Consider the following 16,210-nt stretch of genomic DNA (forward strand, 5'->3'; position numbering starts at 1 on the left):
ATAATAATATCAATATTTATTAGCTTAAAGTCGATAGACAATCATAAATAAATTTTTTATTATAAAAACAAACTGTATCTTTACTATTTATTTCTAATTCTTCAAATACTTTTTTACTTTCCTTTAAATATCCTCCCCAAAATAAAGAGGCTCCTAATAACGAATGAGTGCATTCTTTCGAAAAAATTACATCTCCCTCATTTAACAAATCATAATTCTCTAAGAAACTTTTCAATAAATTTGTAGCATCTATATTAAGTTTCTTTATATAGTATGAATATTTCAAAAAAATAAAGTCTTGAGTATGATTAAAATCTTTCTCTAACAGCTCCATATAGTAAGTAAAACGTTCATGATTGGATTCTTCTAATAACTTAAACATCAAAAGAAAAATAATTCTAACAGAGTAATAATTGTTGTTTATTTCGATTCCAGATATCGCATCTCTTTTAAATATAATTTTTTTAAAAAATTTTAACATTTGATTATAATTCATATTTTCTATATTATCTCTCAAATATAAATAATACCAACGACCTTCTTTTGGGAAATCTATAATTGTTTTAAGAAGCAATTTATTATAATAATTTGTTTTCTTTTGACTTCCTCTTCTAATTCCTAAAACTTCTACATTTAAATTAGCATAAGATACAGAATTATTTAAAGAAAAGAATGTTTCGTGTACTCTACCTTTGTACGTCAAAGTATTAGTATTTCTTATCAACTTACTTGTTTTATATACTTCTTCATCTCTAATTACTTTAAAATTAAAGGCCGTATTTTCAAAGTCGTCGAACATTCTTAAATACGTTAAGTAAAACTTTAAATTATCATTTTTTCTAACAATTTCGTCAGCATCTAAAATCATAATCCAGTCACAAGTTGCTTTAGCATTTGCAAAGTTTCTTGCTTTTGAAAAATCATCACACCAATTAAATGTAAATATTTTTATTTTTTTATCACACATTTTTTTAATTAAATCTAAAGTGTTGTCTTCAGAACCAGTGTCAACAATAATGATTTCATCGGCTAAATCTAAAATACTCAAAAGGCTTTTTATAATATAATCTCTTTCGTTTTTAACAATATACACTACAGAAATTGTAGTATATTCACTTATAATCTCTAATTTATTTATTTTTTCAATCAATTCTGTATCGTTTTTAACTCTTTTAGACTCCCAATCTTTTGATTCTATAAATTTATTTTGTTGTATGTTTCACAAGAAATATTAAGAAATGCCTTATTTTTTTCTAACCAATCTTCATCAAATATAGGGTATATGTTTTTCAAAGTTAATCACACCGCCTCTAAAAAAATAATAAAACAAAATATTTTTAAAAGTTTTGCAAGACTGGGAGGCGAATTATTATGATAAATACGTAATTCTACTATCACATTTACAAATTACTATGCTTTAATTATAAATAATTGTATTACTTTGTAAATATAGTGTCAATATTTATTTATATTCGGAAGTATAATTTCTCACATATACTTTAATTACAGAAGTACATGCAGTGTAGATGACGGTTATAAAATGTAGGAAAATGGCGAAATGAAAATGCTGCATTTCATATATAAACGCCAAGATAAATATGGACAAGTTTATTCTTTTTATGAAAGGAAATGTTTTAATCTAAAATACTTTCCAACGATAGAGGCGATTGAGACGGGTTCTTTGTCAACGTCGGTTGGTGAGACAATAACGGCACTGAGACATTATGGTTTCCTAATCTCTGCTTCTATTTATAGACTGATATCGATTAATAATGATTGATCCTTCGAAAATAAGGGGTGAATGTGTATAAAAAATGATGCCATTGTTTTCTGGATTTCATAATCTTGCACTCAGTTTCGCTGTATTGATATAGGATTACCCAGATGGCTGAGACGCCTGAGGGGGAACGTGCATACTGTTGACAGTCGCCTCTTTACTTTAATGGTGGGAGGCGTTTATCGCAGTAGCGGGCTGACTTCTCAGTGTTTTCACTTTTGAGAAGTCTAATCAGCCATGCAAGGCAGTACAACGAAATCTTGTTGCATATGAGATTTCTGTACTGCTCCTAAAATCCAATTTGGCTTCAATCAAGCCGAATTGAGTTGAAGGGCCGGCTCTAGGAAAGCGAAACCATGATGACAATTAAAACCACAAATCGTAATGCGGACAAGTTTAATAAAAATATTACAACAATAGCATCAAAAATTTTTAAGACCCATTCCGTTTTTTATATGCACTTACAAGTATCTTAGAAATGATTAAGATTCCAGAAATTTCTATAACTATAAGACACACGTTTGTTTTATTATTAATCCTTTCAATCGGGCCATTTGTTAAATGAGGATGATGCATAGTATTTGAGGTTCAGGGCAAATATTTGATGAATGTTTGCAACGATTAGGTAAAATGTCGATGATATCATGGGTTACACTATCACAGTAAATAAAGCTCATTGGTCCTTCGATATCTTTCATTGATTTGAATTCGTCAAAAGCTAAGTGCTCAGGTAAAGCATCATGTGCGTATGTCTTTACAAATTACTCACCTCTTTTAAATGGCAATGAACAGTTGAAGGTGATACACATAGACTTTTAGCGACATCTTTTTCAGATGTGAATTTAGTTAGCTTCCGCGTCATCAAGCGTTTGACCTTATTTGAGACTTCGGGGTTGAATATAGGGTATTTTAGTTATAAAGGTTTGTTGACAAGCTTTAAAGTAAAAACGATGCTTCTTCAAATTTAAATAAACAGGTCTTTCAAAATTAAAAAACGGGCAGTAAATCTCTCACCAACCGTTAAAAATACACAACCAAATATATACAACCTAAAAAACAGGGAAATGCACTGATTTGTACACTTCCCTGTCATAACATTTTATTTTTGATTTGCCTTTGGACCTGTCGGATATTTATAATCTGCTGGGTTCAATTTGTTGAAATCAGGATTTTTATAGAATCGGAATAAGTCTCCATTCAAGACTTTATCACTCATTTCTAAGTCATGTTGTACCTGCTTTTTGTCCTTATCAAGATCTGCTGGCGGTGTTTCTAACGGTTGATTGTCTCTGTTACTGTAGGCTTTACCGTTGACATATTTATAATTTCTCGTCACGAAATCACCATTACGGAATGGTACAATTTCTTTATGGTCCTTGGATAACATATCTGTACCAAACATGAGATAATTTTTCGTATCAATACCTAACAAGTGAAGTAATGTTGGCATCACATCAACTTGACCTGCATACGTGTCGTCCACTTTAGGCTCAACCCCTGGTGCTTTTAACCAGAAACCCGTTGCATTCAAGTCATTAAACTTCGCTGGTGTAATCTCTTCACCTAATAACTGTGACATCGCTTTGTTATGATTTTCTGAGATACCATAATGGTCACCGTAAATCATAATGACTGAATCATCGTACAGACCACGCTCTTTCAAGTCATTAATGAACTGTTCTAACGACTCATCTAAGTAACGCGCTGTTTGAATGTAACCATCGACCGTTGAGTTACCTGTGTCACCTTTTGCAATCGTTGCGTCTTCATCACTTAATGTAAAAGGATAATGGTTCGTCAACGTAATTAAATGTGAATAGAACGGTTGTTTTTCTTTAGATAAGTAATCCGCCGCCTCTTTGAAAAACTCTTTATCTTTTAATCCAAGGTTTTCTAAGTTTTCTGGAGACATTTCAAAATATGTTGCATCATAAAACTTATCGATACCAAAATGTCTGTATACTTGGTCACGGTTCCAAAATGTTTTATAGTCACCGTGCATGACATTTGTTGTATAGCCTTGTTGTTGATGCATAATAGCTGGTAAAGATTGAAAAGTATTGTCACCTTTTAATGAAAAGGCCGAACCTTGAGGTAAACCATACATACTGTTGTCCATTGTGAACTCAGCGTCTGACGTTTTACCTTGTCCAGTTTGGTGATAGAAATGTGGGTAATATCTAAAGTCCTCATTACCTGACGACAATTTATTTAAAAACGGCGTCACTTCCTCACCATGAATTTTTTTATTAATTAGGAATGTTTGGAAGCTTTCTAAATGGATTTTAATGACATTTTTACCTTTAGCTTTTCCATAGTATTCCATATTCGGTGTAGCTTGTTTTTGTTTTGTATAATTCAATACTTCTGTTAAATCATCTTCAGAAGCGAGTGCCTTTTGTTGATTGTTCTGTACTGTTTTGACGCCATCATATACTGTAAAGTTGTAAGGTCCTAAGTATTTCACAAGATATTTATGGTCAAATGTACGCGTTAATAATTCAGGTCGGTCTGTTTCTGCAAACGCTAAGTTCAAGAAGAATAACGCGATTGCTGTAGCCATGACGACGGGTACAAACTTTTTCTGAAATACATTGCGGCTCAACCATTTACGTTTGAACACGAGTACAAATAAATACACAATCAGATCAAGGAAGTAAACAAAGTCGTACCATTGGAATGATGCACTCACTGCACCGCCCATGGAGTCTACATTGCTCACTTGGTTCAATGTACTAAATGTGATGAAATCTGAGAAAAAGCGGAAATACACGACATTGGCATATAATAAAAAGGTGAGCAAAAACCCGCCAACAAACATGAACCAAAACGCTTTACGTCCTTTAAAGAATAAGAATACACTTAAAATAAGTGCAACTAAACTATATGGGTTCATTAATAAAATTAAATTTTGTGTTAAACCTTTCACGCCAAGTGATAAGTCCACATAATAAGCAAAATACGTTTTTAATGCGATTGTTAAAACCATCAGTAGGAAAAACGTAAAAATACCTATTTTCTTTTTTCCTTTTTCCATAATTGTTCCCCCGTATTTAATTCTAATCCTCAAAGTTGATTATTTATCGTTTATACTAAGTTTGTAAAAGTTCTACTTTACTTATGTGTTATTTGTAATCAATTTGTAATATTCAACAGTAATTTCAATATATCAATATATAGGAGTTGACATAAAATTTCAAGTCAAAACTGTTTGTATGAATCACATTCATTGCAACTTCATATTAACTTTATCAGTGCTTCATATTATCTTCATCAAGCCCTGTGCACAGCAAGTCGAATGTATTTTATTATACTGTAATGTAATGCGCTGAAATTGTATTCGGACTCAAGTAGTATTTCTTGGTTTCCTGTCAAATTGAGTTACTTCAACATTTCTTTTTGCATTCTAAATTCGATACCTTGGAACAATTGTTTACGCCATTTGTGATATTTCACTAGGTTTTGTTCTGCTTGCAACACGTCAATAAATTGAAACTTAATTTTCGAACCTTGACGTTTTTGCGCAATTTTAGACAAATGATAAGACGCAATCGTACCAATTTGTGGGTAACTGCCTAATGTATAATGGTCATTTAATAAAATGACTGGGGCACCTTCTTTTTTCACTTGAATTGTCCCACGTTTCACAGATTGGTGCGGTGGCATATCATCATAATGCGCTTTAATTGGCATGCCTTCTAAGACAACACCCATACGATTCGCTTTACTCGTCACTTCATACTCACCATTAGCGAATTGACGGAGCACTTCCGCTTCAAAATCTTCTGTCCCTTTATTCGGAATGACATGTACGACGTCTGATAAATAGTTGAAAGACAAGGCATAACCATCCACACCCCAATCGACCGTCTTACGCTGTGCCAAGTTTTTAAACAACTGATGATGACGCGCATTATAATCGCGTTTTAGTTCAATCGTATCACCTGCTTGTAAACGACGTCCTTTAAATCCGCCCATGCCTGCAATCGTATCTGTCGACGTCGAACCGAGCCATTGGTCGAGTTCAAAACCACCCGCAACTGCTAAATACAAACGCGAACCACGGCGTAGATGATCGACGGCTAACACGTCTCCTTTGTTCATTAAATACAATTTATTCATTTGTACACGCATGTCATCTGTATGTGCGACACCTTGTGCACCAGACAATGCGATTAAAGTCGGTTCTGTAAAACGAATACGCGCCATTTGATTGCTCATTTCGAGTGTCGCTTCATTGCGGTCATTGCCGACTAAACGGTTCGCAATTTCGTGCGCCAACACATCTAAAGCACCACTACGAATAACCCCCATATGTTCATAGCCTTCGCGTCCAAAATCTTGAAAACTTGAAAATAACCCGCTGTCTTCTATGATGATTGTCATGCGTCGTTCCCTCCTGCTTGTACTTCAAAAAACTTCACGTGGTCCCCTAATGAAATCAACGCAAAATCCTCTTTTTTAGGGTTGAATAATGGCAATGACGTATGACCGATTACAAGCCAGTCGCTATACGTTTCGGTCGTTGTAATGCCACATTTATTGTTTTCTAAAATGACCGACCCTGCTGGAATCAATCGTGGTTCAGTTGCGGTATGATTGACAATAATTTGTGCGTCGACACCGGATAAATAAGGAAAACCTGGTGAGTACCCCATCATCGAAACGAAATAGTCTGCACCTGTATGTATATCAATAAATGTTTGGCGATCCATATGCAACTCTTTTAAAATCATATCCAAATGCGGTCCATTCGTGCCACCATAGACAATCGGGACTTTCACACAACGAATTTCCTTGTCTAAGGTCATATCCTCTATATTTATATTTTCAATGACTGCTTTCATATGTAAAAATGGCGAATCAATATTCAAATGTTTCATCATCATGCGTGCATCATAAGAAATTAACATATCCGTTTCAGTCGGCACAATTTCCGTAATAAATGGATAGTTTTGATTGATTAAGCAATGACGTATCAATAGCAACTTTTCAGTAGCGGCTGGTGTCACGTCTCCTTGTAAAGATACGACAATCGCCTGATCTCCTTGACTATAAACTTTCATTTTTCCACCTCTATTTTTCATCATAAAACAAACTTAAAATTTCGCGCATATGCTGTGCAAGTTCACCGACAAAGCCATAGATAAGCATGCACTGAATGATAAGGATACCTCCCATCCATAAGTAGACCCATAAGCGACGTTGACGTGCAACAAACCGTTGTGACACGATTTGACCGATCCACATGACAATGAGAAAACCTAAAATATAGAGCCCGATCATACAATCACCTACTTTTTGGATTCCAGCGTAATGAGCACCCACTCACGCAAACTATTAATCATCCACAATTGTCCTCCGTGTTGCAACGCTTCCTTCACCATCACTGTCGTCAAATACTTTTCCTTAATACGTGCCTCAGCTAACAAATCGCGGCGCATACACCCTTGTAAAAAATCGCGGTCGAAAATTGGTGTATAATGTATACCGTTTACTGTAAGCACGACATTCCCAATATCAAATTCAAGCACTTTATTCGTGGTCTCATCGTAAAACAAAGCGAGTTGTGTCGTATGCGAATGCGCGACATGTTCACGTTCAGACGTTTTGTATACCCGTTGCCATTCAGGGATATCGTTTTTCATAGGAACAAACTGTGCAGTCATCGTCGTCTTTTTTTGGAGTGTCCCCACTTCTGTTCGCAATTCCCCTGATGGTTCAAGCGTGACTTTTACCCGATACTGTCCCACCGCATACGTTTCGCATAACTGTTGGATGGTTTGTTGCCATTTTATGTCGTCAAATGGTAACCCGAGCGCCGTACTTGCACGTTGTAGTCGTTCTGCATGATAAGCTAGTCGCGGTATTTCACCATTGTCCAATCGCATCGTTTCAAATAAATTCATTGCAATCCCTCTAATATTTTCATTTTCGCATGAAATTCTGCATATTCTTGCTCCGGATCAGAATCTATCGTAATTCCGGCCCCGACACCGTAATACAACGTGTCATTGATTTGTTCGACTGTTCGTATCGGTACATTAAAAATCGCGCGCCCATTCGGATGAAGCAAACCGATTGCCCCACAATAAATATGACGCGGTGTCGTTTCAAGACGATGAATAATACGCATTGTATTCACTTTTGGTGCTCCTGTAATCGAACCGCACGGAAAAAGTGCATGCAATAACGTTTCATACGTTGCCGTGTCTGTAATCTGACCCGTGACCATCGTCGTCATTTGGAAAACCGTTTGATAACGTTCAATCGCAAAAGGGTGATACACTTTGACACTGCCTCGTTTGGCCACACGTGCTATATCGTTACGCAATAAATCGACAATCATGACATTTTCCGCACGATCTTTTTCGGACTGCCGCAATGCTTGGGCGTGACGTTCATCTTCTTCAACTGTCGTCCCTCGTGGCATCGTCCCTTTCATCGGTTTGCTCACGACTGTTCGACCTTGATTACCAAAGTCACCTACTTGGAAAAAGAGCTCCGGTGAAATAGAAGCGAGCTTTACCTCTGTTGTATCGATGAGCACTGTATAATCACCATTCGTATGTTGCGTCAACTGGTCATACAATGCAGAAATCGACATTTGATCAAAACTTTTGAGACGTGTCGTATAATTCACTTGATACGTCCACCCTGCTGTAATTTCGTCATGTATCGTACGGATATGCTTTGTAATGGTATGCTTATCATCCATAAATTGAAACTGTCCACCTTGACGCCGTTGCGAACGTTCAGCTGTGGTGGCTTGTATCGCATCGACAGGCGCATCAAACGCATAATACGCTGCATAAATGCCATTATCCGGTGTGTACGTTTGAAAATCTTCATGAAAATACGGTGCCGCTTCGTATGGTAAATAAAGCGCGACGTAATACCCTTGCTGTTGATATTGTGTCGCCGCTTCAATAATTTGACCGACTTTTTTCAGTTCTCGTGCAACACCTTGATGAAGCGGTTGATCAAAATGATATTGATACGTCGTGGTCGTATTTGGATCGTTATAATATTTATAATTAAACTTCACAACCATAGCTGACCTCCGCTTTTCTCAAAAAGTTTCGTATTTGTTCGTGACCGTATTCAGACAAAATCGATTCGGGATGATATTGGACCCCGTCTATCGGTCGTGACATGTGACGCACCGCCATCACGATTCCTTGTTCGTTTTGCGCTGACACTACGAGTGGTTTCACAATCGTCATCGGGTCAGCCATTAACGAATGATAACGCATCACTTCAAACTGCTCAGGTAATCCTTGAAATAACGGTGATTGGTCGTGACTGATGCGCGTTGTATGCCCATGGACAGGTCGTGGTGCGTGTATAATTTTTCCGCCGTAATACGTTACTAATAATTGAAACCCTAAACAAACACCTAAAATCGGTGTCGTATGTTCAAAGGCTTTCACGACTTCAAATAGGATAGGATAATCTTCTGGTGCACCAGGTCCAGGAGAAATAATGAGCGCTGTCGGTTGCATCTCTTTTAATTTCTCAATAGAAACGGCTTCAACATCGATTACCGTGACAGGTTGTTGACGCTCATATTCGACATAATCAACAATATTATACGTAAAAGAATCTTTATTATCTATCATCACTATCATAGTTTTTGCCTCGTTCTTTCTTTAATACTTCTATTATCACAAATGTCGACCTAATTGACAAAATTGAAGTGATAATGAGCAGAGCACCACTTGATTTATGACACTAAATGTATTACAGTATGGAACAGAATTGAATTGCAGAGGTTCCTAGCTATCAACCCTCTATAAAAAACTAGACACTTGTAACCGTCTATTTTTTATAGTGACGGCTTTTTTTATGTCTTATTTTAGGAGCTTCTCTATTAAAGGAGCGATCAACCATGTCAGAAGTGCTCAATAACGAAAAAGCACTCGTTGTATTTAGCGGTGGACAAGATAGTACGACTTGTCTGTTTTATGCTAAAAAACATTTTAAAGAAGTGGAACTAGTTACATTTGAATACGGTCAGCGTCATGCGAAAGAAATCGAAGTCGCAAAAGAAATCGCTGAAGATCAAGGGCTCAAACATCATGTATTAGATATGGCATTACTTTCCCAACTCACACCGAATGCACTCACATCACACGATATGACGATAGACAGCCATAATGACGTCCCGAATACGTTCGTCCCTGCTCGAAACTTACTCTTCCTCTCATTTGCTGGTGCATTAGCGTACCAAATCGGTGCCAAACATCTCATTACAGGCGTATGCGAGACAGACTTTTCTGGGTATCCTGATTGCCGCGACAGCTTTATCAAATCGATGAATGTCACATTGAACTTAGCGATGGACCGTGATTTTGTAATACATACACCGCTCATGTGGCTTAACAAAAAAGAAACTTGGGCATTAAGTGACGACTTAGGTGTACTCGATTACGTGCGCGATCGGACATTAACATGTTATAACGGCATTATCGCAGAAGGTTGTGGCGAATGTCCGGCATGTCAATTACGTCAGCGCGGGCTTAACCAATATCTTGCAGAGAGAGGACGTGAAGTATAATGGTGCAACAAATGTATCCACAGGTCGACCATGATTATATGTTTGAACTGAATAAAGACTTTAACTTTTCAGCGGCACATTTCATTCCTGACGAACGTGCAGGAAAATGTACACGTGTGCACGGTCATACGTATTTTGTCAATTTAACAATTGGTGGAGATGAGTTAGACAGCATGGGCTTTTTAATTAATTTTAGTGAATTGAAAAGTTTAATTCATGATCAATTCGACCACTATTTACTGAACGATCTCGTGCCATTTCAAGGGAAAAGTCCTTCCACTGAAATTGTGGCACAAACGATTTATGACATTGTGAGCGCACGGTTAGCAGAATTGCCAAACGCACCGAAATGTTTACAAGTTTTTTTACGTGAAACACCTACAAGTTACGTCATTTATCGTCCTAAAAAGAAGGAGCAACGTCATGGCTAAAATACCTGTACTCGAGATTTTCGGTCCTACCATTCAAGGTGAAGGCCGTGTAATTGGTCGTAAAACGATGTTCGTCCGTACAGCTGGTTGTGATTTTCGCTGTAGTTGGTGCGATTCAAAGTTCACTTGGGATGGCAGTATGAAAGATGACATTGAAATGATGGAAGCAGAAGAGATTTTAGCGCAACTGAGAAATATCGGTGGCAATCGATTTAATCACGTCACAATTTCTGGCGGGAATCCTGCTTTAATTAAAGGGCTGCAGTCATTTGTAGATTTATGTGAAGCCAATGACATCCGTACAGCACTTGAAACACAAGGATCACAGTTCAAGCCTTGGATGCGTCAAATCAATGACTTAACCCTTTCACCTAAGCCACCAAGTTCCGGTATGCAACAAAATTTACCACGTTTAGATGAAGTCATTGAACAATTAGACATCTCACGTATCAATTTAAAAGTGGTCGTATTTGATGATGCAGATTATGACTTTGCAAAAATGATTCACCAACGTTATCCAGATATTCCGTTCTACTTACAAGTGGGCAACCCTTATTTAGAGGAGCATGTTGAACAACATACAGCCAAACTACTCGATCGTTACGAACAGTTAATCGACCGTGTAACAGCGGATGCGGAGATGAATGAAGTGTTCGTCTTACCACAATTGCACACATTAATTTGGAGTAATCAAAAAGGCGTTTAGTTGTCACTCGTATTAAGAAAGTCACGAATTCAATCATTGATACGCGGTCGCCTCAAAATGTTATTTCGTTAAAAGTGTTATTAAATGCTTATACACAGTGATATTGATATAATAGTATAATGAATTGCGAAAAGTTAGGAGAACACCATGGCCTTATTTGTCATCTTAAATATCATTATCGTCGTTGGCGTATTTCTTATTGATATGTATCGACATCAATACCAATATGTGCGTTTAAGTGCTTTCTTATTTGCGATAACAGTGAATAGTTTACTAAATCCTATTTTATTAAACCAGCTGAATTTTATTACGATGAGTAGCTTTTTAATGTATTTCATTTGGTTCATCTTACAAATTTATTTAGATCGCCATGTGCGTACTTTTAAAATTCACAACCAAAAATTTTTCGCTGGTATTACTGCTATGATTATTAGCATTTTATTCGTTGTGATGACACAAACGGCAGATCAAACAATTTATATGTCTGTGCCATACTTAGCACCTGCTATCTTTTTATTCGGTGCCATCTTACAATTTTCTAGCGTGTTACATTCACCACGGTTTGAAACTTTTTATCGCCGTTTGAAAATGGAAAACCCATTATTCATAGGTGCCTGCTTTATTGTTGCGTCCATGATACTGATGATGCTATTGACGCCTTTTTGGTACTTATATCTCATCATTTACGCGTGCCTCATCCTCATCTTTTTGTTAGAACAAATATTTATTTTAGAAAAAGATGATTAAAAACAAGTTGAACGTGGTATGTATTAATTGAGCCTTAATATAGTTTAGAAAATAAAGGAGGCATTTACTATGGGTTTTATAGTGATGTTAATTGTCGGCGGTCTCATTGGTTGGGCTGCTGGTGCAATTTTAGGTAAAGATATTCCAGGTGGTATTATCGGAAATATTATCGCAGGTTTAGTTGGTTCTGCGATTGGTAGCTGGTTATTAGGTCATTGGGGTCCAGAATTCGGTGGCGTATACATTTTACCAGCATTAATCGGATCAATTATTTTAATCGCATTAGCTTCATTAATTTTAGGCAAAATGCGTGGTAAAAAATAGACTCATCCGTCTAAACATACTGTGATAAATACAATATAAAGGTGTAGATGATGAAATCTTCTTTCAAAGACTTCAATCATCTACACCTTTTTTGTATCGCTTTTATTGCACATAGAAGTCAAATAGGCGACATCATTAAATAAAAAACGTTGTTACATTCTCCACGTTCTCCTTAAATCGACACGTCTTGTTGCGTTTCATTATCACTTTTTGGCATGCCTACATTCGATGCTTCTACAATATACTTCGGCCGTTGTTTTACTTCATAATAAATACGTCCTATATATTCACCAATCACACCAATTGAAACGAGTTGGATGCCACCGATAAATAACACAGCCGCAATCATCGTAAAGTAACCTGGGACATCAACACCGTGAATGAGTGTATCAATAAAGAGATAAATAATATAAATCATACTGACGCCAAAAATGAGTAAGCCTAAATAAATCATTGTGCGAAGTGGCTTATAATTAAAAGAAATTAAACCGTCTATCGCATAATTGAGCAAGCTTCTAAATGACCATTTCGACTCACCCGCTTCACGCTCGACATTTTCATAATGAATGACCTTACTGTTATAACCGATCCATGAAAAGAGTCCTTTTGAGAAACGGTTGTACTCTTTCAAGCTGACAAGCGAACAGACGGCACGCTGACTTAACATTCTAAAATCACCGACACCATCTTCTAACTCTATATCCTCAATGAAATAATTAATCATTTTGTAATATAAACGGGTTACCCATTTGCGCGATGCATGCTCACCAGCGCGATTACGTTTGGCAATAATTTGATCATAACCTTCACGATACGCTTGGACCATTTCAGGTATTAACTCAGGCGGATGTTGTAAATCGGCGTCAATCATCACGACCGCATCGCAATCCGTACTATGTTCAAAACCCGCAATCATCGCAGCCTCTTTCCCAAAATTTCGACTAAATGAAATAAATTTCACATGGGGTGACTGTGCGGCTGCCTGTTGGAGAAGCGTCATTGTATCATCTTGACTCCCATCATCAACAAACAACATGTCGTAATCATAAGATTGGTCGAGGCTATCTTTTTCTAGAATTTCTGTTAATTCTTGAATCGTTTGATGTAAGACGTCCGTTTCATTAAAACACGGGACAATCACACGTAATTTCATTTTGTGCACCTACTCCATTAGCTTTTTTCTATCTACTATCCTTTGTTTCTACCCCTTTGCAGGAAAAACATAACTTTTGCTTTCAAAATAAAAAAGCGGCATAGAAGTCTAACGTTCAAATTAGATTTCGTATGTCCGCTCTACATAGAAACAATTTCATACAATGCTGTTCAGTTACTTGTGCACATGTCTCCGATTGCTCTGACACACTTGCGATGACTCATTTAATTATAGCTAGAATGGTATTCCAATGCATCTCTAACTTTCCTTTACACTTTAAGAAATGAGACGGACATTGAGTTTTCCCATTTCCTATCCTATTGGTGAACTTATATCCATTACTGATGATAACAGCGTCGCAAAATGAGGATAAATTAGACGTAAAAATTGAATGCTATAGATTATCTTTTTTCATAAACTTGCCCTAATTGACTGTATTTGATGCAAGATTGCCCAGAATACTGAGACTCCTAAGGGATAAGTTAAAGGCTAAACAACGTCATTTAACTTTAAAAGGGGCTACCGTTTAACGCAGTAGCTATCTGACTTCTCAATGCACATGCTTTTGAGAAGTCTAGTCAGCCTTGCGGGGGCAGTACGACGAAATCTTTGTTACACATGAGATTCCTGTACTGCTCTCAAAATCCAATTCGGCATCCATCTAGTGTACACTTCAATCAAGCCGAATTGAGTTGAAGGGCCAGCCCCTAGGAACGCGAAGTCATGAAGGCAATCAAAAACCGAAAATCGTAGGGAGGGCAAGTTTAACAAAATATTGCATCAATCGCATTAAAAGTTTTTATGTCCCATCCTCATTTAGGATTCATCTTTTAAATAATCATCCTCGTCATCTTCATTTTTTATGCGTGAGTCATTGTATTCATAACGCAATAGCACATGGATAATTTGATGGTTTTCAATTTCAGAAATCACCCAACGATCATGTGCCGTATCGACAAAATCATCTTGTTCAAGATCGGTGTTTTGCGCTTGAAGCCAACCGCCAATCGTATCAATGTCTTCTGAATCTTCAAAGACAATACCGAACATTTCTTCTAAATCGCTAAGCAATACACGTCCATTAATTTGGTATGTTTGCTCATCTAACTTCACGATATCGTTCACTTCATCATCGTCAAACTCATCTCGAATTTCACCGACGATTTCCTCTAAAATATCTTCCATCGTTAAAATCCCAGCTGTGCCACCGTATTCATCAATAATTAAACTGATGTGTACATGTTCGCGTTGCATACGTACAAGCGCATCACTAATACGTGTCGTTTCTGAAATCATTGGCAATTCGTGAATATAGTTACTGATTTTAATCGGTACACCTGATGCGTATTCCGTTAAAAATTCTTTTACGTTTATAAAACCTTTAATGTGGTCTTTATCGCCGTCTTCCGTAATAGGATAACGTGTAAATTGATGTTCTTTAATCGTCTCTAGCAACTCATCAACATTAAAAGGTTCGTTCAGTGTAATCATTTGCGTACGCGGCACCATAATATCTTTCGCGTGGCGTTCGTCAAACGAAAAAATATTTTGCATATATGCGAGCTCAGTTTGGTTGATTTCACCACCATGATAGCTGTTATTCATAATGATTTTGAGCTCTTCTTCTGACATCGCTTCATTACCTGCATTTGGATCTGCACCAAAAATTCGAATAATAAAGCGCGCAGAACCATTCATTAACCAGATGAGCGGCTTCATAATCAATCCGAAATAGTACAGCGGTCTTGCATAAAGTAATGCGATACGGTCTGTATATTGAATCGCTAAACTTTTCGGCGCCAACTCACCTATCACGACATGAATGTATGTCACGACAGTAAACGCCACGACGATAGATACCGTCATCACTAGCGCATCCGGGATATTCAGCAGTTCGATGACCGGGTGTAAAATCCTTTCAAATAAAGGTTCACCTAACCAACCTAAACCAAGTGAAGTCACTGTAATTCCTAATTGACAGGCTGATAAATAATAATCTAAATTTGAAATCATTTTTTTCACGACACGTGCATTCCCATTTCCCTCAGCAATGAGTTGTTCCACACGTGAAGCTCTCACCTTTACTAATGCAAATTCAGAACCTACAAAGACTGTAGTTAAAGCAATTAATGCAAAAAATATAAATAAGTATAATATGGTCGTACTATCCAATTAGTTCCCTATTAGATAGGGATTCACCTCCGTTAATTGACATCGCCCAATAGAAAGCAACGTTGTATTGATTTGGCTATAGCGACAAGTCATATTCACATTTCCTAAATCCTTCCCATTGAGCAACCTCCAGACACAAAAATATTAATTTTATCATATCATATCTTTGAGTGAAATTATACTATGAACGTGTGAGACTTGAGACCCATTTTGTTCAGATTACGATTTACCGTTATTTCACTTTGATTGACTTCTTTTATTGTACACACCACATTTTAATACGTGAGACTACTTAGCACATCGCACGCATTTTAAAGTGGATAGACTATTTCTAACATCT

General features: G+C 36.9%; 15 protein-coding genes and 1 pseudogene. 5 read left to right on the forward strand and 11 right to left on the reverse strand.

The genetic code is table 11. From position 1 onward, the window contains the following. Positions 1 to 19 precede the first annotated feature (19 nt). The 9 genes and pseudogenes from P3U61_RS09760 to P3U61_RS09795 all read right to left on the reverse strand — a co-directional run bounded on the left by P3U61_RS09760 (position 20) and on the right by P3U61_RS09795 (position 9,408). On the reverse strand, positions 20 to 1,150 hold the full coding sequence (locus tag P3U61_RS09760; RefSeq protein WP_270871703.1) for a glycosyltransferase: 1,131 nt from the start codon (positions 1,148 to 1,150) through the stop codon (positions 20 to 22). A 1,235-nt stretch (positions 1,151 to 2,385) separates the two neighbouring features. Then, positions 2,386 to 2,763 (reverse strand): annotated as a pseudogene (locus P3U61_RS12375) (ISL3 family transposase); the annotation flags it as partial. A gap of 113 nt (positions 2,764 to 2,876) precedes the next feature. Then, positions 2,877 to 4,814, reverse strand: a complete 1,938-nt coding sequence (ltaS, locus tag P3U61_RS09765) for a polyglycerol-phosphate lipoteichoic acid synthase LtaS (RefSeq protein ID WP_101457815.1) — start codon at positions 4,812 to 4,814, stop codon at positions 2,877 to 2,879. A 344-nt stretch (positions 4,815 to 5,158) separates the two neighbouring features. Next, complete coding sequence (locus P3U61_RS09770) at positions 5,159 to 6,163, reverse strand: 5-oxoprolinase subunit C family protein (protein WP_014614543.1); 1,005 nt, start codon at positions 6,161 to 6,163, stop codon at positions 5,159 to 5,161. Beyond that, the gene (locus P3U61_RS09775; protein ID WP_014614544.1) at positions 6,160 to 6,843 is read right to left on the reverse strand and encodes a 5-oxoprolinase subunit B family protein; all 684 of its coding nucleotides are present in this window, start codon (positions 6,841 to 6,843) and stop codon (positions 6,160 to 6,162) included. Before P3U61_RS09775 ends, P3U61_RS09770 begins: the two co-directional genes overlap by 4 nt. 10 nt (positions 6,844 to 6,853) lie before the next feature. After that, a complete protein-coding gene (locus P3U61_RS09780) occupies positions 6,854 to 7,063 on the reverse strand; it encodes a hypothetical protein (RefSeq protein WP_014614545.1) in 210 nt (69 codons plus the stop codon). Positions 7,064 to 7,071: 8 nt separating this feature from the next. Continuing rightward, entirely contained in the window at positions 7,072 to 7,686 is a 615-nt protein-coding gene (locus tag P3U61_RS09785; protein ID WP_065520666.1) for an aminotransferase class IV, read from the reverse strand. Continuing rightward, a complete protein-coding gene (locus tag P3U61_RS09790) occupies positions 7,683 to 8,831 on the reverse strand; it encodes a chorismate-binding protein (RefSeq protein WP_037543791.1) in 1,149 nt (382 codons plus the stop codon). Before P3U61_RS09790 ends, P3U61_RS09785 begins: the two co-directional genes overlap by 4 nt. Further along, positions 8,815 to 9,408: an anthranilate synthase component II gene (locus tag P3U61_RS09795; RefSeq protein ID WP_014614547.1), complete on the reverse strand. Its 594-nt coding sequence runs from the start codon at positions 9,406 to 9,408 to the stop codon at positions 8,815 to 8,817. Before P3U61_RS09795 ends, P3U61_RS09790 begins: the two co-directional genes overlap by 17 nt. A gap of 260 nt (positions 9,409 to 9,668) precedes the next feature. On the opposite strand from P3U61_RS09795, the gene queC reads away from it, so the two are divergent. From queC to P3U61_RS09820, 5 genes are all read left to right on the forward strand, one after another. Next, positions 9,669 to 10,337 carry a 7-cyano-7-deazaguanine synthase QueC gene (gene queC, locus P3U61_RS09800; RefSeq protein WP_014614548.1) on the forward strand — a complete coding sequence of 223 codons (669 nt, stop codon included), beginning with the start codon at positions 9,669 to 9,671 and terminating at the stop codon, positions 10,335 to 10,337. Continuing rightward, complete coding sequence (gene queD, locus P3U61_RS09805; protein ID WP_101457956.1) at positions 10,337 to 10,768, forward strand: 6-carboxytetrahydropterin synthase QueD; 432 nt, start codon at positions 10,337 to 10,339, stop codon at positions 10,766 to 10,768. The genes queC and queD overlap by 1 nt, the downstream gene beginning before the upstream one ends. Beyond that, the gene (gene queE, locus P3U61_RS09810; protein WP_014614550.1) at positions 10,761 to 11,474 is read left to right on the forward strand and encodes a 7-carboxy-7-deazaguanine synthase QueE; all 714 of its coding nucleotides are present in this window, start codon (positions 10,761 to 10,763) and stop codon (positions 11,472 to 11,474) included. Before queD ends, queE begins: the two co-directional genes overlap by 8 nt. Before the next feature lie 147 nt (positions 11,475 to 11,621). Next, positions 11,622 to 12,221 (forward strand): hypothetical protein, encoded by a 600-nt coding sequence (locus P3U61_RS09815; RefSeq protein WP_037543793.1) that lies wholly within the window; start codon positions 11,622 to 11,624, stop codon positions 12,219 to 12,221. A 69-nt stretch (positions 12,222 to 12,290) separates the two neighbouring features. Then, on the forward strand, positions 12,291 to 12,545 hold the full coding sequence (locus P3U61_RS09820) for a GlsB/YeaQ/YmgE family stress response membrane protein (RefSeq protein WP_014614552.1): 255 nt from the start codon (positions 12,291 to 12,293) through the stop codon (positions 12,543 to 12,545). A 172-nt stretch (positions 12,546 to 12,717) separates the two neighbouring features. Here the strand turns inward: P3U61_RS09820 and P3U61_RS09825 are convergent, their stop codons facing one another. Together P3U61_RS09825 and P3U61_RS09830 are read right to left on the reverse strand one after the other, a co-directional pair. After that, entirely contained in the window at positions 12,718 to 13,698 is a 981-nt protein-coding gene (locus P3U61_RS09825) for a glycosyltransferase family 2 protein (RefSeq protein WP_063279013.1), read from the reverse strand. An 816-nt stretch (positions 13,699 to 14,514) separates the two neighbouring features. Next, complete coding sequence (locus P3U61_RS09830; protein ID WP_014614554.1) at positions 14,515 to 15,870, reverse strand: hemolysin family protein; 1,356 nt, start codon at positions 15,868 to 15,870, stop codon at positions 14,515 to 14,517. Positions 15,871 to 16,210: the final 340 nt, after the last annotated feature.

It is taken from the genome of Staphylococcus pseudintermedius (assembly GCF_034042775.1).
GTDB classification, from domain to species: domain Bacteria; phylum Bacillota; class Bacilli; order Staphylococcales; family Staphylococcaceae; genus Staphylococcus; species Staphylococcus pseudintermedius.

Excerpts from the sequence above, each read along its gene's own strand:
- ltaS (WP_101457815.1), bottom strand. The coding sequence starts at position 4,814 with ATGGAAAAAGGAAAAAAGAAAATAGGTATTTTTACGTTTTTCCTACTG.
- P3U61_RS09770 (WP_014614543.1), bottom strand. The coding sequence starts at position 6,163 with ATGACAATCATCATAGAAGACAGCGGGTTATTTTCAAGTTTTCAAGAT.
- P3U61_RS09775 (WP_014614544.1), bottom strand. The coding sequence starts at position 6,843 with ATGAAAGTTTATAGTCAAGGAGATCAGGCGATTGTCGTATCTTTACAA.
- P3U61_RS09780 (WP_014614545.1), bottom strand. The coding sequence starts at position 7,063 with ATGATCGGGCTCTATATTTTAGGTTTTCTCATTGTCATGTGGATCGGT.
- P3U61_RS09785 (WP_065520666.1), bottom strand. The coding sequence starts at position 7,686 with ATGAATTTATTTGAAACGATGCGATTGGACAATGGTGAAATACCGCGA.
- P3U61_RS09790 (WP_037543791.1), bottom strand. The coding sequence starts at position 8,831 with ATGGTTGTGAAGTTTAATTATAAATATTATAACGATCCAAATACGACC.
- P3U61_RS09795 (WP_014614547.1), bottom strand. The coding sequence starts at position 9,408 with ATGATAGTGATGATAGATAATAAAGATTCTTTTACGTATAATATTGTT.
- queC (WP_014614548.1), top strand. The coding sequence starts at position 9,669 with ATGTCAGAAGTGCTCAATAACGAAAAAGCACTCGTTGTATTTAGCGGT.
- queD (WP_101457956.1), top strand. The coding sequence starts at position 10,337 with ATGGTGCAACAAATGTATCCACAGGTCGACCATGATTATATGTTTGAA.
- queE (WP_014614550.1), top strand. The coding sequence starts at position 10,761 with ATGGCTAAAATACCTGTACTCGAGATTTTCGGTCCTACCATTCAAGGT.
- P3U61_RS09815 (WP_037543793.1), top strand. The coding sequence starts at position 11,622 with ATGGCCTTATTTGTCATCTTAAATATCATTATCGTCGTTGGCGTATTT.
- P3U61_RS09820 (WP_014614552.1), top strand. The coding sequence starts at position 12,291 with ATGGGTTTTATAGTGATGTTAATTGTCGGCGGTCTCATTGGTTGGGCT.
- P3U61_RS09825 (WP_063279013.1), bottom strand. The coding sequence starts at position 13,698 with ATGAAATTACGTGTGATTGTCCCGTGTTTTAATGAAACGGACGTCTTA.